Raw genomic sequence first — 24,856 nt, 5'->3', positions numbered from 1 at the left:
CGGACGACACAGACCCGCCCGTGTCTTGCAACGCGGATCGCCACCCGCGAGACTGTCGTTGACGGGGCATGACGGCCGGATGACGGAGCAGCAGATGACGGACGAGGCAACGGCCCGCGCGCAGCTTCTGGCACGCAGAACGGAACTCGAGGCACTGTCGGAAACAGCGCGGGAGGCCCGCGACGTCGTGCAACTCGACCAGCAATCCGTTGGCCGCCTGTCCCGCATGGACGCCATGCAGGGCCAGGCGATGGCCCTGGCGAACGAACGACAGCGGGCGGCGGAGCTGGGCCGGATCGCCGCCGCGCTGCACCGCCTCGATACCGGCGCCTACGGGGAATGCCTGGAATGCGGGGAAGAGATCGCTCCGCGCCGGCTCGCCGTCGACCCGGCCGCCGCACTGTGCATCGCCTGTGCCGGGAACAACTGAGGCCTGCGCCAAAAAAACCGGATTGCCGACCCACTGCGGCCGCAAGTGGCTTGGAGAATCACTTCCGTTAAGGGCATATTCCGCTGGCTTGGAGAGGCGGGGACGAGATGACGGATCGTGATCGGCGCAGCAGTCCGCGCCACCGCACGCTGAAGAGCGGAAAGATCGTGCCGGACAATCACACGACGGTCTATGACTGCCGGGTGAGGAACCTGTCCGAGGACGGCGCCCTTCTGAAACTGCCGAGCACCGTCGACATTCCCGACCGTTTCGAGCTGCGCATCGTCAACGAGGACATCCGCGAGATGGCCGTCGTGCGCTGGCGCACGGCGACCGAACTCGGTGTCCAGTTCGAGCGCGCGGAGCAGGCCGCAGCGGCGGACTGACGCCCCTACCCCGCTCCGCCCGCGCCCTTACGCCCCGACCGGCTTGCCGGCCGGCGCCGGTGCCGGCACTGTCAGCCGCGCCGCCCGCTGGGCCAGCCAGACGCTGGCCAGAACGATGGCAACGCCAGCAAGCTGCGCCGGCGACAGGGCCTGATCCAGCAGAACCCAGCCGAGCAGCACCGCCGTTGTCGGGCTGAGGAAGCCCAGCGAGGAGACCGCCGAGGGCTCCAGCCGCGAGATGCCGCGGAACCACAGCACATAGGTGAGCGCGCTGGACAGGCCGAGATAGAGGAAGCCCGTCAGGTTGCGCGCATCCGGCAAGGGCGGCAGCGGCTCCATCAGGAAAGCCATCGGCAGCAGCAGCAGCCCGCCGGCGGTGAGCTGCCAGGCGGCGAAGGTCAGGGGCGAGACCGGCGGCTGCCAGCGACGGCTGAGCACCACGCCGAAAGCCATGGAGACGGCTCCGCCGAGTGCGGCGGCGATGCCGATCGTGTCAAGCGCCGCGCCATGCTTCAGGACCAGCAGGGCAACCCCGCCGAGGCCGGCGAGAGCGGCGGCGACGGCCAGCGGACGGATCGCGGTGCCGAGCAGCATGGCGGCGATGAAGATGACGATCAGCGGTTGCACCGCTCCGACCGTGGCGGCAATGCCGCCGGGCAGCCGGTAGGCGGCAACGAAAAGCAGCACCATGAAGATGGCGAAGTTGAGCAGGCCGAGCACCAGCGAGCGCCAGACCCAGACACCGCGCGGCAATTCCCGCACCATGAGGAGCAAGAGGAGGCCCGCCGGCAGCACCCGCGCGGCGGAAACGAAGACCGGATGGCCGGGGGGCAGCAACTCGGTCGTGACGATATAGGTGCTGCCCCAGACGACCGGCGCGAGCGCGGTCAGCAGCAGGTCGGCAAGGCGTGTCATGGCATTTCTCCTTTGCGGGCGGTGCCGCGCGGCTCCGCTCGTTCAGACGTGCTCGATCAGTTCGGCGACCGGCACGCGCGGTTTCTGCGGCCAGTTGCCCTCGGCGGCACGCCCGACGGTCATCAGCATCACCGGCACTTCGCCGGCCCCCAGGCCGAATTCGCGGGCAACCCGTTCTGCCTCGAAGCCGGTCATCGCGCCGCTGGCGAGCCCCATCGACTGGGCGGCGAAGATCAGGAAGGAGGCGGCGAAGGTGGCCGAGCGGATTGCCTCGTCATGGCTGGCGCTCGCGTTGCCGCCGAAGGTATCGGCGATGACCCCGACCCAGCTCTCGGCCATTTCACGCGGCATGAACCCGGCCGCGACCGACGGTTCCAGCCGCCGCGCCAGCGCCTCGTGCGAGGGAAACTGGCCGACGATGATGAAGGTCACGGCCGCGTCGAGAACCTTACGCTGGCCGTAGGAGGCGTCCGTCAGCCGGGCCTTCGCCTCGGGGCTGGAGACGGCGATGAAGCGCCAGTTCTGCAGGTTGTAGGCGCTCGGCGCCAGGCTGGCGAGGCGCACCAGTTCCTCGATCTGCGCCCTCGAAAGCGCATGGTCGCGGTCGTAGAGATTGGCGGAGATGCGGCTTTCGATGGCGGAGGCGATTTCGCTGGGCGAGACATGTACCGTCATGAGTCCGGTCCTTTCGGCTGGCCCGGCGCGGCGGCATTCGCAGCGCGGGCGGTGAAACGAAGGGCGGGATCGCTCCCGTTGGAGCAACAGATAATTCAATTATGATCCAGCAATAATCCGCATTACGATGGCCACACTCACAACTGATAGTGAATAATCATGGATCAATTGACTGCGCTTCGGGTGTTTCGCCAGGTGGTGGAGGGGGGCGCCTTCGCCGCCGCGGCGCGCAAGCTGCGCCTGTCGCCGGCCGCCGTGAGCAAGAATGTCGGCGAGCTGGAGGCGCATCTGGGCGTCCGTCTGCTCAATCGCACGACGCGGCGGATGAGCCTGACCGAGGCCGGAACCCGCTATTACCAGCAGGTGAGCCGCATCCTCGACGACCTCGAGGATGCCGACGGCTCGATGCAGCCCCTCAGTCACAGCCCGAGCGGGCTGCTGCGCGTCAGCGCGCCGATGAGCCTCTCGCTCGTCCGCTTCTCGGGCGCCGTCGTCCGCTTCATGCAGGCCTATCCGGACATCTCCCTCGACCTGCAGCTCGACGACAGGCGCGTCGACATCGTCAAGGACGGCTTCGACCTTGCCATTCGCGGCAGCGACAGGCTGGAGGATTCCAGTCTCGTCGCCCGCCGCATCATGGCCCTGCGCCATGTGGTGTGCGCCGCGCCCGCCTATTTCGGGACGAACGGACGCCCGCAAACGCCGATGGACCTGGAAAGCCACGACTGCGTGCAGTTCTCGCTCTCCGGCCATGCCGGCGAATGGGAGTTCAGCCGCGACGGCCAGACGCAGAAGGTGCAGGTCACCGGCCGCTACAAGGTGACGTCGAGCCTTGCCATCCGCGATGCCCTGCGCGCCGGCTTCGGGGTAAGCCTGATCCCGCGCCTCTATGTGCAGGACGACATCGCCGCCGGCCGGCTGGAAACGGCGCTGGACGACTGGGACCCGGTGGTGACGCAGGTCTATGCCGTCTATCCCTCGCGCCGCTACCTGCTGCCGAAAGTGCGCGCCTTCGTCGACTTCCTCGCCGAGGACCTGCGCGACGAGATGTGAGCGGGATGGGTCAGGCCGTCGCGGCAGCTGCCCCGACATCCTGCGCCAGGCGGCCGATCATGCCTTCATAGGCCGTGTTGGTGAGCAGCACCGTGACCCGCTGGCGCGCATGGTCGATGCACCACCAATGGCCGTAGACGCCGCCCCAGGAAACCGTCCCCTCCGACAGGCCGGAGCCGGCCGCCGCCGGATCGAGCAGGACCGCGCCGGTCCAGCAGTAGCCCCAGCCCGGCCCCTGGGCCATGGCCTCCGCGCCCACCCGCGGCCGGCGCGCCGCCTCGCGCCAGCTAGCGTCGAGAAAGGCACCGCCCTGCAAGGCCTCGAGCAGCGTCAGGACGTCGTCGGCCCGGCCCGCCATCCCCGCGCCGCCTGAGAAGAAGGCGGACGGTGCGGCGATACGCGCGGGATCGAAACGCACCGCCGAGCCAAACCCCTCGGGCAGCGGCACCTCGACAACCCCCTCCATGCGGCGCGGCTCGGGGCGCGCATCGTAATAGGGAACAGCCAGCGTCGCCGGATCGCCATGAAAGCGAGCGCCAAGGCCGAGCGGCCCGGTGACCAGCGCCTCCATCGCCTCGTCCAGCGGCCGGCCCGCCACCGCTTCGACAACCGCGCCGAGGACATCCGTGGCAACCGAGTAGCGCCATGCGGTGCCCGGCTCGATGTCGAGCGGCACGGCGGCGATCCTCGCCAGGTTCTCGGCAAGGCCGGGCCCCGCCTCGTCAAGCCCGTCGGACACCCCGGCGGCGGCATAGACGCCTCCGGCCGGTTGGGAAAAGCGGTAGTCGAGACCGGCCATATGCGCGAGAAGATGGCCGACGGTGATCCTTGCGGATGCGCCATCGGCAAGCTTCGGCAGGAAGGCCGGCAGCCAGCGCTCGACCGGGTCGTCGGGCGACAACCGTCCGTCCGACATCAGCCGTAGCGCCGCCGCCGTTGTGAACGGCTTGGTCACCGAAGCCAGGCGGAATGGCGTCTCCACCGTCATCGGCCGGCCGGTTTCCCTGTCGGCGAGACCCGCCGCCCGCCGGTAGACCACCTCCCCCCTTTCGGCGACCAGCGCAACGCAGCCAACGACGCGCCGCTCCGCAAGCGCGCCGTCGATGGCCGCATCCAGCGCCGTTGTCAGGTCCGTACCCGCCAAAGCCTCGATCATGTTCATGTTTTCCTCCAGGACGAAGTCAGCGTAACCGGCGGGACTGCCGGAACGATGCTGACTTAGCCCTCGAGATCGTTCACGATAAGGGAGGCAAGACTGAATGCATCTTGAAGGATGACTTAACGATGGATGGCGCCATCCTTTCCGCACTCCCGGTTTTCCGCGCCGTTGCGCTCACCGGTGGCTTCACCGCCGCGGCCGGACGGCTCGGCATTTCGGCGTCGGCCGTGTCGCAGACGATCCGCCAGCTCGAACGGCGGATCGGTGCCCGTCTCTTCGACAGAAACAGCCGCAGCGTCCGGTTGACCGAACGCGGCCGCCAGTTCCTCGCGGCGGTCGACGCACCGCTTGCCGCCCTGGACGGCGCGCTGGAACACGTGAGGGACCGGGAAGGTGCGGTTTCCGGCACGCTGAGGATCACGCTTTCACGGCTGGCGGCGGAGTTCTGCGTGGTTCCGCGGCTTACCGCCTTCGTGCGCGCCCATCCCGGCATCCGGCTGGAACTGTCGACCGACGAGCGCCTGACCGACATCGTGCGCGGCGATTTCGACGCCGGCATCCGGTTTCGCGGCTCACTCGAGCAGGACATGATCTCCCTGCCCATCGGCCCGCCGCTGCGCCGCTCGCTGCTGGCCAGCCCCCTCTACCTCGCCGAGGCCGGCCACCCGAAGACACCGGAGGATCTCGCCGGCCACAGGGTGATCCGCTACCGCTATCCCGGCAGCGGTCGGCTGGAACCGCTGACCTTCCGCAGGGGCGAGCAGACGATCCAGATCGACCCGCCGGCGGCACTGGTGCTCGACGACAACGCCCATTTCGCGCTCGCCACGCGAGAGGGGCTGGGCATCGCCCAGCGCTTTCGCATCGACGAGGAGCCGGAACTGGCCGATGGGCGGCTAGTTTCCCTGCTCGACGAATTCGAACCGGAACCGCAGCGTTTCCACATCTACTTCCCCTCGCGCGAGCTGCAACCGGCGAAGTTGCGCGCCTTCATCGACTGGTTCCGGGGCAGGCCGTCGCGACCGGCCGGCTGAAGACGCCGCGACAAGGCGCACAGGTGAGGAGTAGGCGCGAATCCCGACTAGTCCAGCATGACCACCGCTTCCACCTCGAACAGCATGGGATCGATCGCAAGCTTCGGGACGGGAACGAGTGTCTGGGCGGGCAATCTCTCGCCGAACATCTTCTTGACGTTCCGGGTCAGGACCTCGAGCTTCGACATGTCGTGATCGACCACGTAGACGGTGAGCTTGGCGACCTGATCCGGTCGCGCGCCGAGCCCGTCAAGAACGGCGCCGAGATTCGCGTAGGCCTGTTCGACCTGGACGGCGAAGTCAGGCGACAGTGCCCCGGAGGCGTCCTGCCCTCCCTGCCCCGAGACATGGGCGACGCGCGCGCCGCCCGGTACGATCACCGCCGTGCTGTATCCGTTCGGCGTGGGGTCGTAGAGGTTTTGCGGGTTGACGATCTTCAGCGTGAGATCGCTCGCCTTCGCCGTCGTCGCGGCGGAAATTCCCGTGGTCATGATGAACAGCCCTCCGACAAGTAGATGCTTGATTGCGCGTGACATGATTTTCCCCTGGCCGTGAACGCCGCGGGCGGCGGGGCCGGCGAGCCGGGCGGTTGCCACTCCGCTCAACGTCCGTCAGTCGACTCGTACAGCGTACGAACAGATTGCATCGTACACCGTACGAGTCAATTGCCCGAAAGCGACAATTGTCGCATTGTCAGCCAAGCTCGACGAGCCGATCACCCAGGATGACGAATGGCCACCAGAACCAGCAGTGCCGGGCCCAAGCGGCCACAACGGACCGGAAAATCCCTTCAGTCGACGCAGGAACCGCCTCTTTCGCTGGAGCGCATCGTGCAGGCCGCGGTGGAACTGATGGATGCCGGCGGCCTCGACGGATTGACGATGCGCCGGCTGGCGGATCACCTCGGCTCGGGCGTGATGAGCCTCTACTGGCATGTCGACAGCAAGGAAGACGTCCTTGATCTGGCCCTGGATTCGGTACTCGAATACCAGGGACCGACATCGGCTTCCCGCTCCCGGGAGGACTGGCGCGGGGACGTCATCCGCATGCTGGAGGACTGGCGCGCCTGCATGCTGCGCCACCCATGGTCGGCAGCATTGCTGCCACGCCGGGCGCTGGGTGCGAACATCCTCGCCCGCCTGGAACTGCTGAGCCGGACCCTTTCCCGGGCCGGCATCGCGGACGAGGATCTGAACGCCGCGATCTGGTCGATCTGGAACCATGTGATGGGCGCCACCGTGACCCTTGCGAACTTCGACCGTTCGGACGACGCGCGAAAGGCGGCGACACAACGGCGACCCGAAGGAACCGGCGGAGATTATCCGACGATCGAAGGCTCCCGCCTGCTCCTTGACGAGGACTGGGACGGCGCTTTCAGGAAGGGGCTGGGCTTCCTTCTGGACGGACTTCCTCTCAAGAAGGTCGATTGATTGCCGAACGTTGTTCGATATAATGAACGATATCAGACAACAACGGACGACCCTCATGCCCCTTCACATCGGTATCATGGCCTGCTCGGCCGAAGGCGCGGCCGAGTGCTACCGCATCATCTGCGCCGAGGCGGAAAAGCCGCTCGGCCCGCACGGCAACCCGCCGATCAGCCTCCACATGCCCTCGCTCTCCGACTATGTCCGCCATCTCGAGGCAGGGAACCTTGAGGGCGTCGGAGCGCTGATGCTGGAAACGGCGGAACGGCTGGCCAGCGCGGGCGCCGAGTTTCTCATCTGCCCGGACAACACCATCCACCAGGCGCTGCCCACCCTGACGCGGGAGCTGCCGCTGCCGTTCCTGCACATCGCCGAGACGGTGGCCGACGAGGCGCACCAGCGCGGCTTCCGGCATCTCGGGCTGACGGGAACACGCTGGCTGGTGGAGAGCGGCGTCTACCCGGACGCCCTCGGCCGGCGTGGCATCGCCCTCACCCTGCCAACACCGGACGAGCGCGGGGAGATGAACCGGATCATCATGGACGAGCTTGTCTATGGCCGCTTCACCGGCGAGGCGGAACAGGCATTCCAGCGGATCATGAAACGGATGGGAGACGCGGGCTGCGATGCCGTGGTGCTCGGCTGCACCGAGATCCCGCTGCTGATCAACGAGAAAAACGCCCTGCTGCCGGTGCTCGATTCGACCCGTCTGCTGGCCCGCGCCGCGCTGCGCCACGCGGTCGAGGAGCGACTGCCGGTCCTCAACGGTGCTCGATGACCATCACCGCCCGGGTGCCGGGCGCAAGCGCCTCGAAGGCATGGGCGACATCGGCCGGATAGGCGATGTAGTCACCGGCGGAAAGCTCCGCCTCGCTTCCTCGCGGCCCGACCAGCGCCCGCCCGGCAAGCAGCACGACATGCTCGCGCGCCCCGGACGCATGCGGCGCGGAGCGATGCGGCTCGCCGGGCTCGGCCTCGATCATGTAGATGTCGCGCCGTCCCGCCGCCGGAGCGGTGGACAGCAGCCTTGCGACATAGTCGGCATGGCCGGAACGCAAGCCCTCGCCGGTGCCGGCGCGGATCACCTCGATTTCGGGGCGCGGCGCCTCCAGCAACCGGCCGACGGGGATGGCGAGCGCGTTCGCCAGCGCCCAAAGGGTCTCGATGCCGGGGTTTCCCTGTCCCGCCTCCAGCTGTGACAGCGTCGACTTGGCAAGCCCCGCGCGACGCGCCAACGCGCTAGCCGACAGTCCGGCAAGGTCGCGCTCGCTCCGCAAGGCGGCGGCGAAGGCCGCCCGCAAACCGTCCCGCTCCGGTTGGTTGTCGCCAGGATCGCTCACGCTGCCTCCTTCGCTTCGACCGCGTGCGGGACGCACGGCGTCACGTCTTGCCCGCCATCTCCGCAAGCTTCGCCACGGTATTCATATTGCGTGCCGTGCCGGCCGTCGCCGCCGGGATCTTCAGCGTGGAACGACCCGTCATGGCATCCCCGTAATTGACATAGATCTCGCGCCGGCCGAGTGCTATCTCCTCGCTCGTGCGCCCGCTGACGCTCTCAAGCGCATCCTGCGGCGGCGGCGCATCGAGAAACACCGCCAACAGACGCCGGGGATCGGCATCCGGGAAGGGATTGTCGGCAAGCACCGCGGCCATCTCCCCGCCCGTGCGCATCAGCACCGAAACGGGCTTGCCCGCATAATCGGCAAGCCGGGCCTCGAGCGCGGCCCTTGCGACCTCGGGCGCGCCATCGACGCGGGCAACGAGATTGCCGCTGGCGATATAGGTGCGTGCATCGCGCAGTCCGCAGGCTTCGGCCATCGTCCGCAGTTCCGCCATCGGCAGCTTTCCGGTGCCGCCCACATTGACCGCACGAAGGAGAAAGACGAGTTGCTGCATGGGTGCCGGCATCCTCCGGTTCAACGCACGGGGACCTTCGACGCCCCCTGGAATCGCTACCTCACCTTGTAGGACCGATCGAGCTCTCCATTCAACACCGGGCGGAAGCCAGCATCTGTCGTTCCGGGCGGCGTCCTGCCATAGGCCGGACCTATATCCGGCCGGCGCCTCTTGAAATCGGTTGCGAGCGGCGCGAACATGCGCGGCGAATGAGACCGCCCACCGGTCCCTGCCCGCTTTCCTTCCCCCGGCCGCCCGGCCCGCGCGCGCCTTTTCCCGGCACGATGCACGCCCCGGCGACGCCGAAACCCCGGAGACCCGCATGAGCCTTTCCAACACCGCCCGCCGCATCGCCGTCATTCCGGGCGATGGCATCGGCACCGAGGTGATGCCGGAGGGCGTGCGCGTCCTGGAAGCGGCAATCGGGCGCTTCGGCCTCGACTTCTCGCTGGACTGGTTCGACTTCTCCTCCTGCGACTATTTCCTCAAGCACGGCAAGATGCTGCCCGACGACTGGTTCGAGACGCTGAGCCGCTATGACGGCATCTTCTTCGGCGCCGTCGGTTGGCCGGAAAAGGTGCCGGACCACATCTCGCTGTGGGGCTCGCTGCTGCAGTTCCGCCGCCGCTTCGACCAGTATGTGAACCTGCGCCCGGTGCGGCTGATGCCGGGCGTGCCCTCGCCGCTTGCCGGCCGCAAGCCGGGCGAGATCGACTTCTACGTGGTGCGCGAGAACACGGAAGGCGAGTATTCCTCCGTCGGCGGGCGCGCCTTCGAGGGCACCGAGCGCGAGGTGGTGATCCAGGAGACGGTGATGACGCGGGTCGGCGTCGACCGCATCCTGCGCTACGCCTTCGACCTCGCCCAGTCGCGGGAAAAAAAGCACCTGACCTCGGCGACCAAGTCGAACGGCATCGCCATCACCATGCCCTATTGGGACGAGCGGGTGGAGGCGATGGGCGCCGACTATCCGGACGTGCGCCGCGACAAGTATCACATCGACGCGCTGGCGGCCCATTTCGTGCTCAACCCGGACCGCTTCGACGTGGTCGTTGCCTCCAACCTCTTCGGCGACATCCTGTCCGATCTCGGCCCGGCCTGCACCGGCACGATCGGCATCGCGCCTTCGGCCAACATCAACCCGACCGGCGAGCACCCGTCCCTGTTCGAACCGGTGCACGGCTCGGCCCCCGACATCGCCGGCAAGGGTATCGCCAACCCGGTCGGGCAGATCTGGACGGCGGCGATGATGCTCGACCATTTCGGCGAGCGCGAAGCCGCCGCAGCCATCGTCGCGGCGATGGAGCGGGTGCTGGAAAAGCCCACGGGCCGCACCGCCGATCTCGGCGGAACGCTGTCGACGCAGGACTGCGGCAAGGCGATCGCCGCCGAGCTCTGAGCTCAGCCCGCGCCGACATGACGCGCGACAAACCGCACCGGCATGGAGCGGACGTCATCGAGCAGCGGTGCGATCCGCGCCCGGTGCCGGGCGAAACTCTCGCTCGCCGCGAAGGCCTCTTGCGCGGCGCGGCTAGCGAAGCTGGTGACGACGACGACCTCGCCACCGTCGCGGGCGATATAGACCTCGTTGCCAAGCCAACCGGCGCGCGCCGCCTCGGCCCGCATCTCCCGCGTCTCCGCCAGTTGCAGGGCGAGGAACTCCTCTGTCCGTCCGGCATGGGGACGGAAGATGTTGACCAGCGTCCAGGCGCCGCCGGCTTCCTGGCCTGGCGTTTCGCCTGAGCCGGTACGCGCTTGCTTGTCGGGCATGTCGATCCTGTTCCTCGTTGAAAGTCGTCAGCCGGCCATCGCGACCGGCACAGCCTCGCGGGCACGTTTGAGCGCGCCGGCCCACCAGTTCATCTCGCTCATCATCTGCTCCAGCGCCTTCTGCGACGCATCCGTGCAGGCAAGGGCGCCGTCCGCGTCGAGGTCGTTCCATGGGTTGGCAAAGCTGACGCCATCGCGCAGGCCGACGGCGTGCAACTCGGCAAAGACCAGGCGGAGCTGTTCCACCGCGCGCAGGCCGCCCGCCGACCCGCCATAGGAGACGAAACCGACCGGCTTTCGCTTCCACTCGGCGCGCGCGTTGTCGATCAGATATTTGAGGTCAGCCGTATAGCCGTGATTGTATTCCGGCGTGACGACGATGAACCCGTCCGCGGCATCGATGCGGCGCAGATAGCCTTTCACCGCTGCATTCTCCTCAGCTTCCAGACGGGCTGGAAGGCCGAGTTCGAGAGGGTCGATCAGGTCGACCTCGAACGCCGACATCTCCCACAACCGGGGCGTCAGCCAGTCGCCGACCGTGTTGCAAAAGCGGCCCTCACGGGCACTGCCGTAAAGAACGGCGATCCTGAGCTTGCCGGTCATGTCGCTGTCTCCCTGTTGCTGGCGTCTTCGTTCTGCATGAGCTAACAATATGTAAGCCGCTTCCTGAAAAGAAGTACGGACATGAAAATCGGGAACAGACATGAATGTAAGTCGTGACGACATCCACCGGGCATCGGACGACCCACTCCATGCCGAATGCCCCGGGCGGTCCGTGTTCGAAACCATCACCGGACGCTGGAGCCTTCTCATCCTGTGGAGCTTGCGGGGCGGAAGCCTGCGTTTCTTCGAACTTCGCAACAACGTCGAAGGCATCAGTGAACGGGTGCTTTCCCACAATCTCAAGGCATTGCGGCGCGACGGGCTGCTGGCACGCCATGTCGAGCCGACGGTTCCGCCGAAGGTGAGCTATTCGCTTACCGATGTCGGCGCGGAACTCATCGAGGTAATGGACGGGCTGACAGGCTGGATCGCACGGCGACTGCCGGACGTGGAGGCGGCCCGCGCAAGTCACGATGCGGCGGAAGGCTCCGGCAGCCCGTAGGCGCGACCTGCCAGGTTGCATCGGCCTTCAGGTCGAGAGCGCGGCATGAACGCGTACCGCCCGTTTCCAGGAACAAGTGGCCGGAACGGAGCGGCGGCCGTCCTTCAAAGGCCCAGCCTCTCAAGCACGAAATCGGCCCGTACCGCAACACACGTTCGCGGCACCGTCACGACCGTGTAGCCCTGCGCCGGATAGGCCGCGACAAGGCGCTCGTATTCGGCGAGCGCGTCCTGAAACCCGTGCTGCCGCTCGGGATCCTGCGTGTAGATCTCCGGCCAGGGCGGCGTCATGAAGACCAGCGGGTTGTAGCGGTGCGCCGCGGCGAGCTGGCCAAGGGCCGGCTCGCCTGTGGCCTGCTCGAGCGCTGCCGCCGCATCCACCAGCCCGCGATCGAAAAAGACCGGACCCGCGCCGGACGCCGGCCCGTCCCGCGCCATCAGGGCGGTGCGGTCGTCCAGCGCCATCGCGATGGCGGCACGGGCGAAAGCGGCAAGATCCACCCATGGCAGCGCCGCGCCGCCCGAAGCGCTTTCCCGCGCGACAATCCGCCGGCCGGGCTCAGCGACCGTTGCATATCCGCGCCGCGCCAGTTCCGCGACCAGCGTCGACTTACCCCCGCCCGAACACCCGGAAACGACAACGAAACGATTCATCTGCGTAACCTTCTCACTCTTGCGGTTTGAGGATATGCGCGCTTCCGCCCCGCCAGCGAGGGGGCGGCTTGCCGTGTTCATTGACACCTGTTAAACAGGTTACATGAGCATCAAACAGCCCTTCGAATTCATCGCCGGAAGCCCGGCGCTTTGCCTTGTCGACACGCTCGGTGACCGGGGTGGCAAAGGCAACGAACGCCTGCCCGATCCCGGCACGCTCGACTTGTGGCTTGCCGCCGCCGGGCTCTCGTCCCAGGCCAGCGATGCGGCGAACCGGGAGGATCTTGACGAGGCACGGGCCTTGCGCGAGGCAATCCATCGTTGCGGGCTGGCGGTGATCGTCGGCGAAGACCTTCCCGCCGCCGACCTCGCCCTCGTCAATCGCGCGGCCTCGGCCATGCCGCTCCGGCCGCAACTGATCGGCGGACGGATCGTCCACCATGCCGGAGAGCCGGTCCGCGCGGCGCTGTCGCTTCTCGCCGCCGACGCGCTCGCCCTCTTCGTCGATCCCCTGCGGCAACGGCTAAGGCAGTGTCCGGAATGCCGGATGATGTTTCTCGACACATCGCGTCCGGGAAAGCGGCTGTGGTGCTCCTCGGCGCAGGGTTGCGGCAACAGGGCGAAGGTGAGGAAATTCCGCGCCAGACAGGCGGCGGCACAAAACGGGGGGAATGCAACATGAGCGAGAAGCGCGTCTGCTTCGATTTCGACATCGCCTTTTCAAACGGCGGCGGCATCCAGGGACAGGGCTTTCGCCTCGACATCGACGGCGACGACATCCGCGACGAGGAACTGGCCGCCTATATCATCCGCGACATGCGTCTGCTGATGGTCGGCGAGGCGCGCATCCTCAACAAACATATCATCGAGGAAGCGCACAAGCGCAAGGGCGGCACCGGATCCGCCCTCGACGAGGGCCGCGTGACGGCACAAAGGGACAGGCTCGTCGACCTCAGTCATGTGATCGAGGCCGGCATGGTCACCTACAAGGGCCTGCCGGCGCCGCTCGTGTGCGATCACCTGTCGCGGGAGGCCTCGCGCCAGCACTACGCCCCGGGCACCGAGTTTCAGATCGGTCGCATCGACATGGTCGGCAACACAGGCACCTATATCGACGTGCCGTTTCATCGCTACGCCGACGGGCACGACCTCGCCGCACTGCCGCTGGAGCGTTGCTCCGACCTTCCGGCCGTGCTCGTGCGGGTCGAGGGAGGGGCGACACGGGCCATCGACTGGCATCACTTCGTGCCGGTCGAGTGTCGCGGCCATGCGGTTCTCGTCCACACCGGCTGGGACCGCAACTGGGGCAGCGAGCGCTATTTCGAGGGCCATCCGTTCCTGACGGAAAAGGCGGCGCTCTACCTGCGCGACCAGGGTGCCCTTCTGGTCGGCATCGACAGCCTCAACATCGACGACACGGCCGGCGGCACGCGGCCGGTGCATACGGTGCTGCTCGGCGCGGGAATTCCGATCGTCGAGCACCTGACGGGTCTTGCCGCGCTTCCCGTCGAGGGGTTCCGCTTTTCCGCCGTGCCGCCGAAGATCGCCGGCATGGGCACCTTTCCGGTCGGTGCCCATGCCAGGCTTGCGGCCGTTTAGGGGGAAACGGCCGCCAGCGCCTCGACCTCGAACAGCATGCCCTCGAGCGCCAGGCACGGAACGGGAATGAGCGTGCAGGCCGGCTTCATGCCGGGACCAAAGGCACGCGCCAGCTCCTCGCCGAAGATGACGAGCCGCTCCATCGTGTGATCGACGATGAGCACCGTCAGCTTGAAGACGTCGGCGGTGCGCGCACCCCCCCCCCGCCTCCAGCGCAATGCGCAGATTGGCGAGGGCCTGGCGAACCTGGGCGCGGAAGTCGGCGACAAGCTCGCCCTGCTCCGTCTCCCCGCCCTGCCCGGCGACGCAGACGATCCTGGCACCGGCGGCCAGAACCGCCAGATGCGAATAGCCGTTGGCGGAAGGATCATAAAGGCCGGCAGGATTGGACAGAGCAAAGGCTGTCGGTTGCGTGTTTGCAATGGTCACGGATCATTCTCCTTGAGGGTGAGGAACTGAGGTGCGTGTCACGGACATGACGATCCGCAAACCGCGTCTGTGACATGGCGGGCAGAAAAATCGCTCACCCTCGCCGGTCCGGCAATCAGCCCGCCATCTGACGGCCCGTCGCCATCCAGATGGCCATGGCGACCATCATCAGGTTTTCCGTGAGCGACACGAAGCCGAGCGGCACCTTGCTGTCGCCGCCGACACAGGCGCAGGTCAGCTCGCGCCGGTCGAGATAGACGGCCTTGAACACGGAAACCGCGCCAATGCCGCCGATCACGAAGGCAACGGGAACCGCCAGCCAGATGGCCGCGCCGGCAATCATGAGCACGCCGGCCAGCGCCTCGCCAAAAGGATAGAGATAGGCGTAGCGAACCCAGCGCTGTGCCAGAAGGTCGTAGCCGAGGAACATGTTGGAAAAGCCCTCGACGTCGCGCAGCTTGAGCATCGCCAGCATGCACATGGCGATTGCGACGAACCACTCGGCGCAGCGTGCCGTCAGCAACGTGCCGAAGGCGGCCCAGCTTGCCGCCAGCGCCATCAGCGCCGACATCGCGAAAACGGCGATGACGGGCATATAGCCGACGGCGGTACCCTCCTCGGCGCTATCCCGGCCGAAATACTCCAGCAACGCGTCATAGCCGCCGACCCGGATGTCGCCGATAAATGTCTGCGGCGTGGTCTCGACATCGTGTTCGGCCATGAAGGCGTCTGTCTCCGACCGCGTCGTCAAAGGGCGGTCATCGACCGAGAACCCCTCGCGTTTGAGCAAGTCGAGCGACTTCAGGCCGAACGGACAGACATGGTCGCGGGTGACCATGCGATAGAGGATCGCGTCGCGGGAAGATGACGGCATCGTCGGTCTCCTGTACGCCCAAGCCCCTTTGTCCCGGTCCCGGCCGATCCGTCTGAAGACCGGCGGAAGACAGCACCATCCGTTTCGCCCTATCCCCCGAAGGTGGCAGCAAGATGCCGGTACCCGTTCCCGCGAACCTCAAGTGAAACGACTGAACACCAACGCAGCATTCACCCCGCCGAAACCGAAGGCATTGGACAGCACATGCTCGGGGGCGGCAGTGCGCGCCGTGCCGCGAACCAGGTCGAACCGCCCGGCCCCTTCCATCGGCTCCTCGATGTTGAGCCCGGCCGGGAGGCGTCCCTCCTTGAGGGCAAGCACCGAGAAGACCGCCTCCATGGCACCCGCGGCACCCAGCATGTGACCGGTCGCGGACTTGGTCGAACTGACGGGCACCCCGCCGCCGCCAGGGCCGAAGACCCGTTCAAGCGCCGCGAGCTCCGCCGCATCGCCGACCGGTGTCGAGGTCGCATGCGCGTTGACGTAGCCGATCGCCGAGGCATTGAGCCTCGCCGACGCCAGCGCCAGTTCCATCGCCCGTGCCGCCTCGCGCCCGTCCGGCCAGCCGGCGGTGACGTGATGCGCATCCGTGGTGGTGCCATAGCCGGACAGGACCGCCAGCGGAACCGCGCCGCGCCGCTCGGCATGGCTCGCCCGCTCGATCACCAGCATCGCCGCCCCTTCCGAGAGCACGAAGCCGTCATGGCCGGCATCGAAAGGCCTTGAGGCGCGCTGTGGCGCATCGTTGAAGCCGAGGGACAATGCCTTCGCCGCCGTGAACCCGCCGATCGCAACCGGATCGACGCAAGCCTCGGCACCGCCGCACAGCGCGATATCGACCTCCCCGCAGCGGATCATCCGCATGGCATCGCCAATCGCCTGGGCGGAAGCGGCGCAGGCCGTGACCGGCGCGCCGGACGGACCGTGGAAGCCGAAGCGGATGGAGACCTGGCCGCTGGCAAGGTTCGGCAGGAAGGACGGCACCACGAAGGGTGACAGGCGGCGCACGCCGGCTGTGCGGATCGTCTCGTTCGCCGCCGTGATCGCCGGCACACCGCCGACACCGGTGCCGATGACCGTCGCCGTGCGCAGCCGCGCGTCCGGATCCTCCGGCTGCCAGCCCGCCTGGTCGAGCGCCTCGCGCGCCGCCGCCATCGCGTAGTGGATGAAAAGGTCGGTGCGGCGCAATTCGCGCGGATCCATCGCCGCCTCGGGATCGAAGCCCTCCGGATCGTCCTCATGGCCCGGAACGAGGCCTGCGATGCGGCACTTCCAGCCTTCGGTGTCGAAACGCGTGTTTTGACCGACGCCGCTCCTGCCGGCGATCAATCTCTCCCAGGTGGCCGGAACGCCGGCGCCCAGGGGCGATACCGCGCCCAGTCCGGTGACAACGATGGGTTCAGACATGTCCGCTCCTTATGTGTATCTGCACTGTGCATATACACATAAGGAGCCCGATTCAATCCCTTCACCCGTTCCGCGCCAGCGGCACCCACACCGGTCACCGAAGCGGAAACCCCGACCACGCGTCAATCGCGCGCGATATGCCGGACCACCTTGAAGAACGTGTCGGCGTCCCGCTCGCTGATCCCGTGAAGAAGATCCGCTTTCGACGCCTGCCATTGCGGAATGAGTTCCTCCAGCAGGGCCTCGCCCTTCCCGGTGAGCTCGCACAGGCGGAGGTTCCCCGCCGCTGCAACCCGCCGCACCAGTCCCTTGCGCTCCATGAGGTCGAGATTGCGGGTCAGGCTGGTACGGTCGAGCACGATCCGCTCGGCCAGCACCGCGACCGGCGCGCACGGATAGGCCCGCAAGGCGCCCAGCAGGGCGAATTGCTGGACGGTCACGCCGTAGGGCTTCAGCTTCGCATCATAGCGGCGCAACAGCGTGCGAGCGGCTACGACGATGTTGAGAACGACGCATCGGGACAAATCGTCTGACAGCATGGCCTTCGCCTGAATGGGTCCCGCCGGCCGGGCTCTTGCCGGTCTGGCCGGGCCCTGGCGAGCAGGGACCAGCCGATTGCGACGGATGGTGCGCAAGAGCCAACCGATAGCAGGCCCGGGGGCAACATGGAACCGCGGCGCGGGCGTCAGATCCGGTTGGCCAGCGCGACAATACCCAGCGCCACCAGCGCGATTGCCAGCAGCGGCAGCGCGAGAAAGGGCCAGCCCCAGGTCTCGGCCACCATGCCGCCGATGGCGGGACTGGCCAGCAACCCGACATTGTTGCCCTGCATGGCAAGGCCGAGGGTCGCTCCGACCTGGCCTTCTGGCGCCACGCGAGGCGCGGCGTCGAAGAGAACGACGGGAACGAGCCCGCTGGCAAAGGCGAAAATCATCGCAAGCGCAAGAGCCGGCAGCACAGGCATGAAGGGCGCGAAGATCATCGCACCGCTTGCCGCCATCACGCAAAAGCCCAGGACAAGCAGCCGGCGCGGTCCTGCGCCGCCGCTCAGCAGGCGGCCGCAAACGAGGTTGCCGACACCGCTTGCGGCCACTGCCAGCGCGCTCGCGGCACCCGCCGCCCCGGCACCCATCCCGAAGTGCGCCGTGAGATAGGCCGGCAGAAAGGTGAAGACACAGAAGAAGGCGGCCGAGAAGGCGCAGAAGAGGCCCGCAAGCAGCCATGGACCGGACGCGCGCAGCGTCAATCCGATCGCGTGTGCCGGCGTTTCCCCTTGCCTCGCGGGAGCCCTGGCCAGACGAAGCCCGACGCCAAGGCAGGTTGCGGTGAGCAGGAGCAGCACCGCGTTCGCGCCCCAAAGGCCGCGCCAGCCAAGCAGCCCGGCAAGCGCCCCCGACAGCAGCGCAATCGTCAACCCGGCCGGCATGAAGGTCGCCCAAAGCGCCATCGCGCGGTCCCGCAGCCGTTCGGGAGCGATCGCCACCACCATGGCCGGCGCCGCGACGATCACCGCGAGAAAGCCCGCCCCCTCGACGAACCGCGTCGCGACCAGCGCCGTGCCGCCGCCGGCAAGCGCCCCGAGCAGCGATCCCCCCGCCTGCGCCAGCAGCCCGCCGATCACCATCCGTTTCGCCCCAAGACGGTCGACGAGAAAGCCGACCGGCAGGCCGGCGAGCGCGCCTGTCACGGCAAAGGCCGACATCAGCCAGGCGACTGCCGCCAGTGAAAGACCGAGGTCGGCCTGGATCGAGGAAAGCACCGCCGGTGCCTTGCCGACCTGAATGGCGGAGGCAACGCCCGCGGAAACGACCAGCAGGATGGACGACCACAGGCCGGCGTCGCCGCGCGTCCCGGCAAGGCTCACCGTACCGCCTCACCCGTGCGCTGCGTCCGGCCAAGGCGCAGGTCCGTGGCCAGCCGGGCGACATGCGCGCCCTGGAACCGCGCACCGGCCAGCTCGTTGGCGCTCGGGCTGCGGTCGCCGCCCTCCCCGTCGTCGGCCAGCGTCGAAGCGCCATAGGGCGAACAGCCGGTGATCTCGTCCATCCGCATCTGGCCCTTGAACGTGTAGGGCAGCCCGACGACGATCATGCCCAGATGCATCAAGACCACATGCGTGGAAAGGATCGTGCTCTCCTGGCCGCCATGCTGGCTGCCGGTGGAGGTGAAGACGCTGGCCAGCTTGCCGACCAGGGCATCGCTCGCCCACAGGCCGCCGGCCTGGTCGAGGAAGTTCTTCATCTGGCTTGCCATGTTGCCGAAGCGGGTCGGCGTGCCGAAAATGACCGCGTCATGCTCGGCGAGTTCCGCGACGGTTGCGACCTGCGCCTCCTGGTCAAGGACATAGCCCGACTTGCGCGCGACCGCCTCCGGCACCAGCTCCGGCACGCGGCGCAGCGTCACCTCCGCGCCGGCCTCCCTGACCCCTTCGGCGACCGCTTGCGCCATCGTCGCGACATGGCCGTAGGAGGAATAATAAAGCACCAGTACCCTGGTCATGACCGTCTCCTGTCTCACTGCTGTTGTCGGCGGTTCGCCGTCCGCAACACTGATGACAGGCTGGACATATCGATGTAACTGAGGAAAATTAGCTCAACCTGATCTAAGAAATCGATCATGATCGACGCCCTGACCCTCGACCAGATGCGGGTCTTCGCCACTGTCGCGGAGACCGGAAGCTTCCGTGCGGCGGCGGCCCGGCTCGGCCGGGTCCAGTCGGCGGTAAGCCACGCCATCGGCAACCTGGAGGCCCAGCTCGGGGTCGAGCTCTTCGACCGCTCCGGCCATCGCCCCGCGCTGACACCGGAAGCCCGGTCGCTGCTGGCCGACACGCGCGCCATCCTGCTGAAGGTCGACAAGATGCGTGCCCGGGCGCGCGGACTGGGCGACGGCGTCGAACTGGGCCTGACGGTGGCCCTCGATCCGCAGGCGCCCCAGGAGCTGGTTTCCCGCGCGATGCAGGAGATGCAGACGGCCTGGCCTTCGGTCTCCCTGCGCATACTGACAGCCTCGCTGGGAGAAGCCGTACATGCCCTGCGCGAGAGCCGCTGCACGCTCTCGGTCAGCGGGGTCGACATTCCCGACCCCGGCATCGAGCGCCAGACCCTCACTTTCGTGCGGCGTGCCGCGGTCGTCGCCGCGAGCCATCCGCTTGCCCGGTTCGCCGCGGAAAGCCGGCCGGCAAGTTCCGAGGAGCTGGCCGAGCATGTCCAGGTGGTGGTGGAGGATCCCTCGCCGCTGACGAAGGGGCAGGATTTCGACGTGCTGTCACCGGGAACGTGGCGGGTCGCCGACAACGCCACCAAACACGCCCTGATCCTGGCCGGTATCGGCTGGGGTAACCTGCCGCTCTGGCTGGTCGAGCGGGATCTGGCCGAAGGCCGGCTGCAACGCGTGCCGACGGTCGAGGTCGGCGAACGCGGCGAGACGTGTGTCCGCATCTACCTGATGCACCGCACCGACGTGGCACTGGGGCCGGCGGCACGGGCCCTGCGCGCGACACTCCTGCGCCTGGCCGAAGCGGCCGGGGCCGGCTGAGCGAAACGACAGCCGGCCCGTCCGACGACGCGGAATCAGCTGGACGCCGATTCCGCCTCCGCCGCTTCCACGGCCACCGGCTCCGGGCGGGTCGGCGGCACGGTGAAAAGGATCCAGTCCGGAATCAGCGCGACAAGGCGGGCAAGCAGCGCCGTGGCGACGACCGCGAAGGCGAGACGACCGAAGAAGACGCTGGTGAAATCGGCGCCCATCGCCACGACGACCAGCGTGTCTTCGATGATGCTGTGGGCAAAGCCCATGAACGCACAGGCGAGAAACACCTGACGCGGATCGACCCGCGCGGCCCGCGCCTCGCGAATGAGGAGCCCGCCACCATAGGAGATGCCGAGCAGGAGCCCCACCGCGGCGAAGGGAACGGCCTGCGCCTCGATGCCTGCGAGGCGAAAGAGTGGCACCAAAGCCCGGTTCAAAAGGTCGAGAATGCCGGTGATCCGCAGGATCTCCATCATCCAGCTGAGGCCGAGCAGGATGACCAGCATGACCGCCAGCATCTTGCCCATGCCAAGTGCGAAGCCGCCCCAGCCCGACGCTTCCTGCATCGGCAGCCAGACCGGCGACAGCGGCTGCGCCAGCCAGCCGGTGACCGAAAACAGCAAATGCAGCAACCCGGCACAGGCAAGCCCGCCGACAATGCGCAGCACCGTGGTGATCCAGAACCCCGGCCCCGCTTTCTGGATGATTTTCTGCTCGATCGGCAGCGCATGGGCAAACAGCAGCAGGGTCGAGAAAATCGTGATGTCGGCGACCGTCAGCTCCGACGCCGGTACCAGCGCGAACACGATCACGATGGCGCCCCAGATGCCGACCAGCAGACCTGTCAGCCAGGCCAGCGCGAACTCCGGAGGCAGGCCGAAGAGCTCCATCAGCGGCGCGAAATGCGGCGACACCGCACGGATCACGCCATACTGGGCCAGCAGCTCGGTCACCACCATGACCGGCACGATGATGCGCACCAGTTCCCAATAGATTTCAATCGTTTCGCGGGTCCGACGAACCAGCAGCGCAGTCACTGACATCCTCAACACTCCATCGCGTTCGCCGACAGAAATACCCCGGGACCGACGGAATTTTTGGTCAAATTTTGCAAGCTTGTGCAATTTTATTGCACACTGCCATAAGGGTCGGCGACACTGACACCTGCACGGATATTCCCTTCGGAGGAGCCATGGACCACACGCAGACCGACCGCATCGACCGCAAGCTGCTCAACCTGCTGCAGGCGGATGCCGGTCGTACCAACGCGGCCCTGGCGGAGGAGGTCGGGCTGTCGCCGTCAAGCTGCCTGCGCCGCATCCGCCGGCTGAAGGCGGCCGGCATCATCGACCGTACGGTGGCGATCCTCGACCCCTCGCGCGCCGGCAAGGGGCTGAAGGCGCTTGTCACGGTCGAGCTTGAACGTCATGGCGAGCAACAGACCCGCCGCTTCCTCGATCTTGTCGAGAAAGAACCGGCGGTGGTGCAGGCCTATGCCGTCAGCGGCGAGACCGATGTGGTGCTGATGCTGCGGCTTTCGGACATGGAGGAATTCGACTCATTGTGCGAGCGGAACTTCCGCGACGACACCAACGTGGCGCGCTTCTACACGATGTTCGTGATCCGAACCGGCAAGGAAACGACGGCCATACCGCTGAAACCGTAGCGAAAACAGGAAAGCCTGCGCGGCCGTGGAGGAAACTTTTCCCCTCTCCGCCTCTGCCTGCAGGAGTGGTGACAGCCCAGCCCTGCCCGTGTAAGCGGTGGAGCCAGGCCACCCCGGCCGCGCCTCCGGACACCAGGAGAGACCATGCCCCAGATCAGCGCCATCAACTGCATCGAGGTTCCCGATGGCATGGAGGACACCGCCATCCTCGTGCGCAACGCCTATGTCGACTATTTTCGCGGCAAGGCGGGCTTCGTTTCCTCCACCTTCTACCGCGCCTCGACCGCGCGGGGCCGCATCAACTTCATCAATATTGTCGTGTGGGAATCGCAGGCGGCCTATGACGCGGTCGTCAACGAGGGCTACGGCAATGCCGAGGGGCTGAACGCCGACGGCATGAAAGTGCTGGGCAAGGGCTTTCCCGAACCGATCGTCGTCCACCCCGGCGTCTTCGAGATCATCGCGAACTGAGTTCCCGAAGCGAGACCGGCGCCAGGCCTCCCGGAGGCGACCGCTCAGGCATGCGCCGTCCAGCCGCGCCACGTGAAGGCGGCATAGAAAAGGCTCGCATCGGCAAACCCCGCCTCGCGCAGCAGTTCCTCGTCATGGCCCGGATCGAGGGTCATCTCGCTGGCTTCGATCGCCGCCCGCGCCGCACCTACCTGCTCCGGGTCCGCGCCGGACGCCAGCGCGAAAGCCGCATAGCGCGACAACCATGTCCGGCGTTCTTCCGCCCCTTGCGGAAAGCTGCAATGAGCGGCGACGAAAGGCGCGCCCGGCTTCAGTCGGTGGTGAATCTCCCCCGCCGTGCGCCGCCGCTCGTCGGGGGACAGGAAATGCAGGGTCAGCAGGCAGACGGCCGCGTCGAACGGGCCTTGCGGCGCGTCGTCGATATAGCCCTGCACCAGCTCGATCCGGGTCATGGAAGGACCGAGCACCTCCCGCGCCAGATCCAGCATCGGCTCGGCCGGATCGACGCCGACGAAACGCCAGCCCGGATGGGCATCCGAAAGCGCCTTCAACTCCAGGCCGCCGCCCGCTCCCAGAACCAGAACCCTGGCATCCTCCGGCGCCCGTTCGGCCAGCAGCAGGCCGGTCATGCGGTGCAGGTCGGCAAGGCCCGGCACGTAGCGGCGCGGACCATCGACATAATCCGCGACCGCTTGCGGGTCCTGGAACGACTTGAGGAACCGGTTGTTGCTGTCTTCAGTGGACGTTTTCAATGTCGATCTCCGTCTCCAGCACGCCTTGGCGCGCGACAAGCCCCGCATGAAACTCAGCGCTGAGGGCGGCGAGCGTCACCTCGCCGAGGCGGGCAAGCAGCAAGGCCTCCGCCTCCTGAAAGGCGCTGTCGAGCGCCGTGTTGACGGCCTGCTCGACGAGGCAACCGGGCGATTCGTTGCGATTGCCCATGGCAAAGAGCGACGGCCGGCCCAGCGCGTCGTAGACATCGCGCAAGGTGATCCCGGAAAGGTCGCGGGCGATGCGCCAGCCGCCGCGATGGCCCTTTTCCGAGCGCACATAGCCGCGCTCACGCAACCCCGCCATGATCCGGCGGATCACGACAGGATTGGTGCACATGGCTTTTGCCAGCACCTCGGAGGTCACGGGGCCGTCATGCTCGGCCATGTGCAGCAGCACATGGAGCACGCCGGACAGTCGGCTGTCTCTTTTCATGGAACTTTATATGTTACGTGACAACGGAAATGTCAATCCGCCACCGCACCGGCAGCCGGAGGAAAGCAAGGCCTGCGCCGCCGTTACTTGATCATCCAGGTGATCGCGGTCCGGTAGCCGGCTGCCTCCAGGGTCTCGATCTTCGAGGGCCACGCAGCCGGGCAGATCACCACCGCCGCTGCGATCCCGCGCCTGGCGAAAGCGGTTTCCGCCGCCCCGAGCAGCGCGGCGGCCCCTTGCCCGCCATGCGAAAGCCGGACCGGATCGGCAAAGTCCCGATGGAAGAAGTCGTCCAGAATTCCGGTCGCGGCGATGTCATGGGCGGGCGGAAAATGCAGGCGCGAGGCCGGCTGGGCGATCGCGTAGCCCTCGAGCGCCTCGCCCTCGCCTGCGACCAGCATGTCCCTGTCCTCAAGGGTGAGACTGCGCCGCATCCAGGCGTCGAAGCGGATGTCAGCCTCCTGATGCGGAGCCCAGAACCGCTCGTTGAGCGCGGCGATCACGCGCCTGTGCTCGGCACTGCGGGCAACGATCCCGGCAATGTCGCCGGCTCCCGCCGGGCGAACTGCACCGGATACCGGAACCGCCCGCAAGCCGGATCTTGCAAGATAAAGCGTGATCGGCCGATACCCCGCCCGCTCAAGCATCGCGCATTGCCGCACGCCGATGCCGGACGCAAGGTGCAACTGCACCCCGACGGCGCGAAGATCCGCCTCCGCCGCCTCGACAAGCGCCTGCATCGTGCCTTCCGGCGCCGTCTTCGTCACGAAACATTCAGGCATCAGGAGACCGGGATCACCCCAGTTTCCGGCATAGATCGGCGGCACCGGCAGCACCAGGGAATGGGCCATCCCGACCAACTCGCCCCCGACCTCGGCAACCAGCCAGGCATGCCGGGGCCCATGCCCTTCGCCCGCGATGGCGGCGGCAAGCGCCGCGCCGACCCTGGTTCCGGCATCGCCGGCCAGCCCCCACAGGCCGGGATTTTCCGCGCGGCGCTCGCCCGCATCCTCCAGAAGAAGGTCGGTCATCGACGGGATGTCCGCGTCCCGTGCCGCCCTGATTTCCACCGCCAGCGTTTCTTTCGCCATGCGTTCGTGCTCCTTGCCACGGGCAAGGATAGGCGATCCGGCTCCCCTTCGGCCAAAAAATCGACGCATGGGAGAGCCC

At 67.3% G+C, this 24,856-nt stretch carries 32 protein-coding genes; 13 read left to right on the top strand and 19 right to left on the bottom strand.

Annotation, left to right across the window (positions count from 1 at the left end; all coding sequences use genetic code 11):
• Positions 1-94: 94 nt before the first annotated feature.
• Together RBB46_RS07840 and RBB46_RS07835 are read left to right on the top strand one after the other, a co-directional pair.
• A complete protein-coding gene (locus RBB46_RS07840; RefSeq protein WP_306028356.1) occupies positions 95-430 on the top strand; it encodes a TraR/DksA C4-type zinc finger protein in 336 nt (111 codons plus the stop codon).
• Positions 431-537: 107 nt separating this feature from the next.
• The gene (locus RBB46_RS07835; protein ID WP_306028355.1) at positions 538-816 is read left to right on the top strand and encodes a PilZ domain-containing protein; all 279 of its coding nucleotides are present in this window, start codon (positions 538-540) and stop codon (positions 814-816) included.
• Positions 817-843: 27 nt separating this feature from the next.
• Here the strand turns inward: RBB46_RS07835 and RBB46_RS07830 are convergent, their stop codons facing one another.
• The gene (locus RBB46_RS07830) at positions 844-1,731 is read right to left on the bottom strand and encodes an EamA family transporter (protein ID WP_306028354.1); all 888 of its coding nucleotides are present in this window, start codon (positions 1,729-1,731) and stop codon (positions 844-846) included.
• 42 nt (positions 1,732-1,773) lie between these two features.
• Positions 1,774-2,406, bottom strand: coding sequence for a nitroreductase family protein (locus tag RBB46_RS07825; RefSeq protein ID WP_306028353.1), 633 nt, complete (start codon positions 2,404-2,406; stop codon positions 1,774-1,776).
• Positions 2,407-2,565: 159 nt separating this feature from the next.
• On the opposite strand from RBB46_RS07825, the gene RBB46_RS07820 reads away from it, so the two are divergent.
• Complete coding sequence (locus RBB46_RS07820) at positions 2,566-3,459, top strand: LysR family transcriptional regulator (RefSeq protein WP_306028352.1); 894 nt, start codon at positions 2,566-2,568, stop codon at positions 3,457-3,459.
• 10 nt (positions 3,460-3,469) lie between these two features.
• On the opposite strand, the gene RBB46_RS07815 is transcribed toward RBB46_RS07820, so the two are convergent.
• A complete protein-coding gene (locus tag RBB46_RS07815) occupies positions 3,470-4,621 on the bottom strand; it encodes a serine hydrolase (RefSeq protein ID WP_306028351.1) in 1,152 nt (383 codons plus the stop codon).
• Between the two features lie 122 nt (positions 4,622-4,743).
• On the opposite strand from RBB46_RS07815, the gene RBB46_RS07810 reads away from it, so the two are divergent.
• A complete protein-coding gene (locus tag RBB46_RS07810) occupies positions 4,744-5,652 on the top strand; it encodes a LysR family transcriptional regulator (RefSeq protein ID WP_306028350.1) in 909 nt (302 codons plus the stop codon).
• A 47-nt stretch (positions 5,653-5,699) separates the two neighbouring features.
• Here RBB46_RS07810 and RBB46_RS07805 read toward each other — a convergent pair whose 3' ends face one another.
• Positions 5,700-6,188 carry a RidA family protein gene (locus RBB46_RS07805; RefSeq protein WP_306028349.1) on the bottom strand — a complete coding sequence of 163 codons (489 nt, stop codon included), beginning with the start codon at positions 6,186-6,188 and terminating at the stop codon, positions 5,700-5,702.
• Between the two features lie 195 nt (positions 6,189-6,383).
• Here RBB46_RS07805 and RBB46_RS07800 point away from each other — a divergent pair, with 195 nt between their 5' ends.
• Positions 6,384-7,082, top strand: coding sequence for a TetR/AcrR family transcriptional regulator (locus RBB46_RS07800; protein ID WP_306028348.1), 699 nt, complete (start codon positions 6,384-6,386; stop codon positions 7,080-7,082).
• Between the two features lie 55 nt (positions 7,083-7,137).
• A complete protein-coding gene (locus RBB46_RS07795; protein WP_306028347.1) occupies positions 7,138-7,857 on the top strand; it encodes an aspartate/glutamate racemase family protein in 720 nt (239 codons plus the stop codon).
• Here the strand turns inward: RBB46_RS07795 and RBB46_RS07790 are convergent.
• Positions 7,841-8,419: a helix-turn-helix domain-containing protein gene (locus RBB46_RS07790; protein WP_306028346.1), complete on the bottom strand. Its 579-nt coding sequence runs from the start codon at positions 8,417-8,419 to the stop codon at positions 7,841-7,843. The two genes, RBB46_RS07795 and RBB46_RS07790, sit on opposite strands and share 17 nt — an antisense overlap.
• A 40-nt stretch (positions 8,420-8,459) precedes the next feature.
• Positions 8,460-8,975: a DUF1697 domain-containing protein gene (locus RBB46_RS07785; RefSeq protein ID WP_306028345.1), complete on the bottom strand. Its 516-nt coding sequence runs from the start codon at positions 8,973-8,975 to the stop codon at positions 8,460-8,462.
• A gap of 322 nt (positions 8,976-9,297) precedes the next feature.
• Between RBB46_RS07785 and RBB46_RS07780 the strand changes: the two genes are divergently transcribed.
• Positions 9,298-10,374 carry a tartrate dehydrogenase gene (locus RBB46_RS07780; protein ID WP_306028344.1) on the top strand — a complete coding sequence of 359 codons (1,077 nt, stop codon included), beginning with the start codon at positions 9,298-9,300 and terminating at the stop codon, positions 10,372-10,374.
• 2 nt (positions 10,375-10,376) lie between these two features.
• Here the strand turns inward: RBB46_RS07780 and RBB46_RS07775 are convergent, their stop codons facing one another.
• Together RBB46_RS07775 and RBB46_RS07770 are read right to left on the bottom strand one after the other, a co-directional pair.
• A complete protein-coding gene (locus RBB46_RS07775) occupies positions 10,377-10,745 on the bottom strand; it encodes a putative quinol monooxygenase (RefSeq protein ID WP_306028343.1) in 369 nt (122 codons plus the stop codon).
• A 27-nt stretch (positions 10,746-10,772) separates the two neighbouring features.
• Positions 10,773-11,348: an NADPH-dependent FMN reductase gene (locus RBB46_RS07770; protein ID WP_306028342.1), complete on the bottom strand. Its 576-nt coding sequence runs from the start codon at positions 11,346-11,348 to the stop codon at positions 10,773-10,775.
• A gap of 100 nt (positions 11,349-11,448) precedes the next feature.
• Between RBB46_RS07770 and RBB46_RS07765 the strand changes: the two genes are divergently transcribed.
• Positions 11,449-11,850 carry a helix-turn-helix domain-containing protein gene (locus RBB46_RS07765; RefSeq protein ID WP_306028341.1) on the top strand — a complete coding sequence of 134 codons (402 nt, stop codon included), beginning with the start codon at positions 11,449-11,451 and terminating at the stop codon, positions 11,848-11,850.
• Between the two features lie 104 nt (positions 11,851-11,954).
• On the opposite strand, the gene RBB46_RS07760 is transcribed toward RBB46_RS07765, so the two are convergent.
• A complete protein-coding gene (locus RBB46_RS07760) occupies positions 11,955-12,503 on the bottom strand; it encodes an AAA family ATPase (protein ID WP_306028340.1) in 549 nt (182 codons plus the stop codon).
• Positions 12,504-12,606: 103 nt separating this feature from the next.
• Here RBB46_RS07760 and RBB46_RS07755 point away from each other — a divergent pair, with 103 nt between their 5' ends.
• Together RBB46_RS07755 and RBB46_RS07750 are read left to right on the top strand one after the other, a co-directional pair.
• Positions 12,607-13,185 (top strand): CGNR zinc finger domain-containing protein, encoded by a 579-nt coding sequence (locus tag RBB46_RS07755; protein WP_306028339.1) that lies wholly within the window; start codon positions 12,607-12,609, stop codon positions 13,183-13,185.
• Complete coding sequence (locus RBB46_RS07750; protein WP_306028338.1) at positions 13,182-14,102, top strand: cyclase family protein; 921 nt, start codon at positions 13,182-13,184, stop codon at positions 14,100-14,102. Before RBB46_RS07755 ends, RBB46_RS07750 begins: the two co-directional genes overlap by 4 nt.
• Here RBB46_RS07750 and RBB46_RS07745 read toward each other — a convergent pair.
• From RBB46_RS07745 to wrbA, 6 genes are all read right to left on the bottom strand, one after another.
• Positions 14,099-14,371, bottom strand: a complete 273-nt coding sequence (locus RBB46_RS07745) for a hypothetical protein (protein ID WP_306028337.1) — start codon at positions 14,369-14,371, stop codon at positions 14,099-14,101. The genes RBB46_RS07750 and RBB46_RS07745 overlap by 4 nt on opposite strands.
• Positions 14,372-14,646: 275 nt before the next feature.
• Positions 14,647-15,405 carry a glutaredoxin family protein gene (locus tag RBB46_RS07740; protein ID WP_306028336.1) on the bottom strand — a complete coding sequence of 253 codons (759 nt, stop codon included), beginning with the start codon at positions 15,403-15,405 and terminating at the stop codon, positions 14,647-14,649.
• Positions 15,406-15,543: 138 nt separating this feature from the next.
• Positions 15,544-16,812 carry a beta-ketoacyl-ACP synthase II gene (gene fabF / locus RBB46_RS07735; protein ID WP_306028335.1) on the bottom strand — a complete coding sequence of 423 codons (1,269 nt, stop codon included), beginning with the start codon at positions 16,810-16,812 and terminating at the stop codon, positions 15,544-15,546.
• 122 nt (positions 16,813-16,934) lie between these two features.
• The gene (locus tag RBB46_RS07730) at positions 16,935-17,351 is read right to left on the bottom strand and encodes a MarR family winged helix-turn-helix transcriptional regulator (protein ID WP_306028334.1); all 417 of its coding nucleotides are present in this window, start codon (positions 17,349-17,351) and stop codon (positions 16,935-16,937) included.
• Positions 17,352-17,497: 146 nt separating this feature from the next.
• Positions 17,498-18,676: an MFS transporter gene (locus tag RBB46_RS07725; RefSeq protein ID WP_306028333.1), complete on the bottom strand. Its 1,179-nt coding sequence runs from the start codon at positions 18,674-18,676 to the stop codon at positions 17,498-17,500.
• Positions 18,673-19,311: an NAD(P)H:quinone oxidoreductase gene (wrbA, locus tag RBB46_RS07720; RefSeq protein ID WP_306028332.1), complete on the bottom strand. Its 639-nt coding sequence runs from the start codon at positions 19,309-19,311 to the stop codon at positions 18,673-18,675. The genes RBB46_RS07725 and wrbA overlap by 4 nt, the downstream gene beginning before the upstream one ends.
• 117 nt (positions 19,312-19,428) lie before the next feature.
• Between wrbA and RBB46_RS07715 the strand changes: the two genes are divergently transcribed.
• Positions 19,429-20,349 carry a LysR family transcriptional regulator gene (locus RBB46_RS07715; RefSeq protein WP_306028331.1) on the top strand — a complete coding sequence of 307 codons (921 nt, stop codon included), beginning with the start codon at positions 19,429-19,431 and terminating at the stop codon, positions 20,347-20,349.
• Positions 20,350-20,384: 35 nt separating this feature from the next.
• Here RBB46_RS07715 and RBB46_RS07710 read toward each other — a convergent pair whose 3' ends face one another.
• The gene (locus tag RBB46_RS07710; RefSeq protein WP_306028330.1) at positions 20,385-21,386 is read right to left on the bottom strand and encodes a nucleoside recognition domain-containing protein; all 1,002 of its coding nucleotides are present in this window, start codon (positions 21,384-21,386) and stop codon (positions 20,385-20,387) included.
• 149 nt (positions 21,387-21,535) lie between these two features.
• Between RBB46_RS07710 and RBB46_RS07705 the strand changes: the two genes are divergently transcribed.
• Together RBB46_RS07705 and RBB46_RS07700 are read left to right on the top strand one after the other, a co-directional pair.
• On the top strand, positions 21,536-22,009 hold the full coding sequence (locus RBB46_RS07705) for an Lrp/AsnC family transcriptional regulator (protein WP_306028329.1): 474 nt from the start codon (positions 21,536-21,538) through the stop codon (positions 22,007-22,009).
• 144 nt (positions 22,010-22,153) lie between these two features.
• Positions 22,154-22,480: an antibiotic biosynthesis monooxygenase gene (locus tag RBB46_RS07700; RefSeq protein WP_306028328.1), complete on the top strand. Its 327-nt coding sequence runs from the start codon at positions 22,154-22,156 to the stop codon at positions 22,478-22,480.
• Positions 22,481-22,524: 44 nt separating this feature from the next.
• Here RBB46_RS07700 and RBB46_RS07695 read toward each other — a convergent pair whose 3' ends face one another.
• The 3 genes from RBB46_RS07695 to RBB46_RS07685 all read right to left on the bottom strand — a co-directional run bounded on the left by RBB46_RS07695 (position 22,525) and on the right by RBB46_RS07685 (position 24,777).
• Positions 22,525-23,232 carry a class I SAM-dependent methyltransferase gene (locus tag RBB46_RS07695; RefSeq protein WP_306028327.1) on the bottom strand — a complete coding sequence of 236 codons (708 nt, stop codon included), beginning with the start codon at positions 23,230-23,232 and terminating at the stop codon, positions 22,525-22,527.
• Positions 23,216-23,686, bottom strand: a complete 471-nt coding sequence (locus RBB46_RS07690; RefSeq protein ID WP_306028326.1) for an Rrf2 family transcriptional regulator — start codon at positions 23,684-23,686, stop codon at positions 23,216-23,218. Before RBB46_RS07690 ends, RBB46_RS07695 begins: the two co-directional genes overlap by 17 nt.
• An 83-nt stretch (positions 23,687-23,769) precedes the next feature.
• Entirely contained in the window at positions 23,770-24,777 is a 1,008-nt protein-coding gene (locus RBB46_RS07685) for a hypothetical protein (RefSeq protein WP_306028325.1), read from the bottom strand.
• Positions 24,778-24,856: the final 79 nt, after the last annotated feature.

Source organism: Stappia sp. MMSF_3263 (assembly GCF_030733745.1).
GTDB lineage: Bacteria > Pseudomonadota > Alphaproteobacteria > Rhizobiales > Stappiaceae > Stappia.
This window is presented reverse-complemented; position numbering and strand designations above follow the sequence as displayed.

Coding starts and splice junctions, on each gene's coding strand:
- RBB46_RS07815 (WP_306028351.1), bottom strand. CDS start 4,621: ATGAACATGATCGAGGCTTTGGCGGGTACGGACCTGACAACGGCGCTG.
- RBB46_RS07705 (WP_306028329.1), top strand. CDS start 21,536: ATGGACCACACGCAGACCGACCGCATCGACCGCAAGCTGCTCAACCTG.
- fabF (WP_306028335.1), bottom strand. CDS start 16,812: ATGTCTGAACCCATCGTTGTCACCGGACTGGGCGCGGTATCGCCCCTG.
- RBB46_RS07765 (WP_306028341.1), top strand. CDS start 11,449: ATGAATGTAAGTCGTGACGACATCCACCGGGCATCGGACGACCCACTC.
- RBB46_RS07690 (WP_306028326.1), bottom strand. CDS start 23,686: ATGAAAAGAGACAGCCGACTGTCCGGCGTGCTCCATGTGCTGCTGCAC.
- RBB46_RS07730 (WP_306028334.1), bottom strand. CDS start 17,351: ATGCTGTCAGACGATTTGTCCCGATGCGTCGTTCTCAACATCGTCGTA.
- RBB46_RS07825 (WP_306028353.1), bottom strand. CDS start 2,406: ATGACGGTACATGTCTCGCCCAGCGAAATCGCCTCCGCCATCGAAAGC.
- RBB46_RS07800 (WP_306028348.1), top strand. CDS start 6,384: ATGGCCACCAGAACCAGCAGTGCCGGGCCCAAGCGGCCACAACGGACC.
- RBB46_RS07795 (WP_306028347.1), top strand. CDS start 7,138: ATGCCCCTTCACATCGGTATCATGGCCTGCTCGGCCGAAGGCGCGGCC.
- RBB46_RS07810 (WP_306028350.1), top strand. CDS start 4,744: ATGGATGGCGCCATCCTTTCCGCACTCCCGGTTTTCCGCGCCGTTGCG.
- RBB46_RS07780 (WP_306028344.1), top strand. CDS start 9,298: ATGAGCCTTTCCAACACCGCCCGCCGCATCGCCGTCATTCCGGGCGAT.
- RBB46_RS07760 (WP_306028340.1), bottom strand. CDS start 12,503: ATGAATCGTTTCGTTGTCGTTTCCGGGTGTTCGGGCGGGGGTAAGTCG.
- RBB46_RS07750 (WP_306028338.1), top strand. CDS start 13,182: ATGAGCGAGAAGCGCGTCTGCTTCGATTTCGACATCGCCTTTTCAAAC.
- RBB46_RS07700 (WP_306028328.1), top strand. CDS start 22,154: ATGCCCCAGATCAGCGCCATCAACTGCATCGAGGTTCCCGATGGCATG.
- RBB46_RS07715 (WP_306028331.1), top strand. CDS start 19,429: ATGATCGACGCCCTGACCCTCGACCAGATGCGGGTCTTCGCCACTGTC.
- RBB46_RS07785 (WP_306028345.1), bottom strand. CDS start 8,975: ATGCAGCAACTCGTCTTTCTCCTTCGTGCGGTCAATGTGGGCGGCACC.
- RBB46_RS07770 (WP_306028342.1), bottom strand. CDS start 11,348: ATGACCGGCAAGCTCAGGATCGCCGTTCTTTACGGCAGTGCCCGTGAG.
- RBB46_RS07775 (WP_306028343.1), bottom strand. CDS start 10,745: ATGCCCGACAAGCAAGCGCGTACCGGCTCAGGCGAAACGCCAGGCCAG.
- RBB46_RS07755 (WP_306028339.1), top strand. CDS start 12,607: ATGAGCATCAAACAGCCCTTCGAATTCATCGCCGGAAGCCCGGCGCTT.
- RBB46_RS07820 (WP_306028352.1), top strand. CDS start 2,566: ATGGATCAATTGACTGCGCTTCGGGTGTTTCGCCAGGTGGTGGAGGGG.
- RBB46_RS07840 (WP_306028356.1), top strand. CDS start 95: ATGACGGACGAGGCAACGGCCCGCGCGCAGCTTCTGGCACGCAGAACG.
- RBB46_RS07830 (WP_306028354.1), bottom strand. CDS start 1,731: ATGACACGCCTTGCCGACCTGCTGCTGACCGCGCTCGCGCCGGTCGTC.
- RBB46_RS07740 (WP_306028336.1), bottom strand. CDS start 15,405: ATGCCGTCATCTTCCCGCGACGCGATCCTCTATCGCATGGTCACCCGC.
- RBB46_RS07685 (WP_306028325.1), bottom strand. CDS start 24,777: ATGGCGAAAGAAACGCTGGCGGTGGAAATCAGGGCGGCACGGGACGCG.
- wrbA (WP_306028332.1), bottom strand. CDS start 19,311: ATGACCAGGGTACTGGTGCTTTATTATTCCTCCTACGGCCATGTCGCG.
- RBB46_RS07805 (WP_306028349.1), bottom strand. CDS start 6,188: ATGTCACGCGCAATCAAGCATCTACTTGTCGGAGGGCTGTTCATCATG.
- RBB46_RS07835 (WP_306028355.1), top strand. CDS start 538: ATGACGGATCGTGATCGGCGCAGCAGTCCGCGCCACCGCACGCTGAAG.
- RBB46_RS07710 (WP_306028330.1), bottom strand. CDS start 21,386: ATGTCAGTGACTGCGCTGCTGGTTCGTCGGACCCGCGAAACGATTGAA.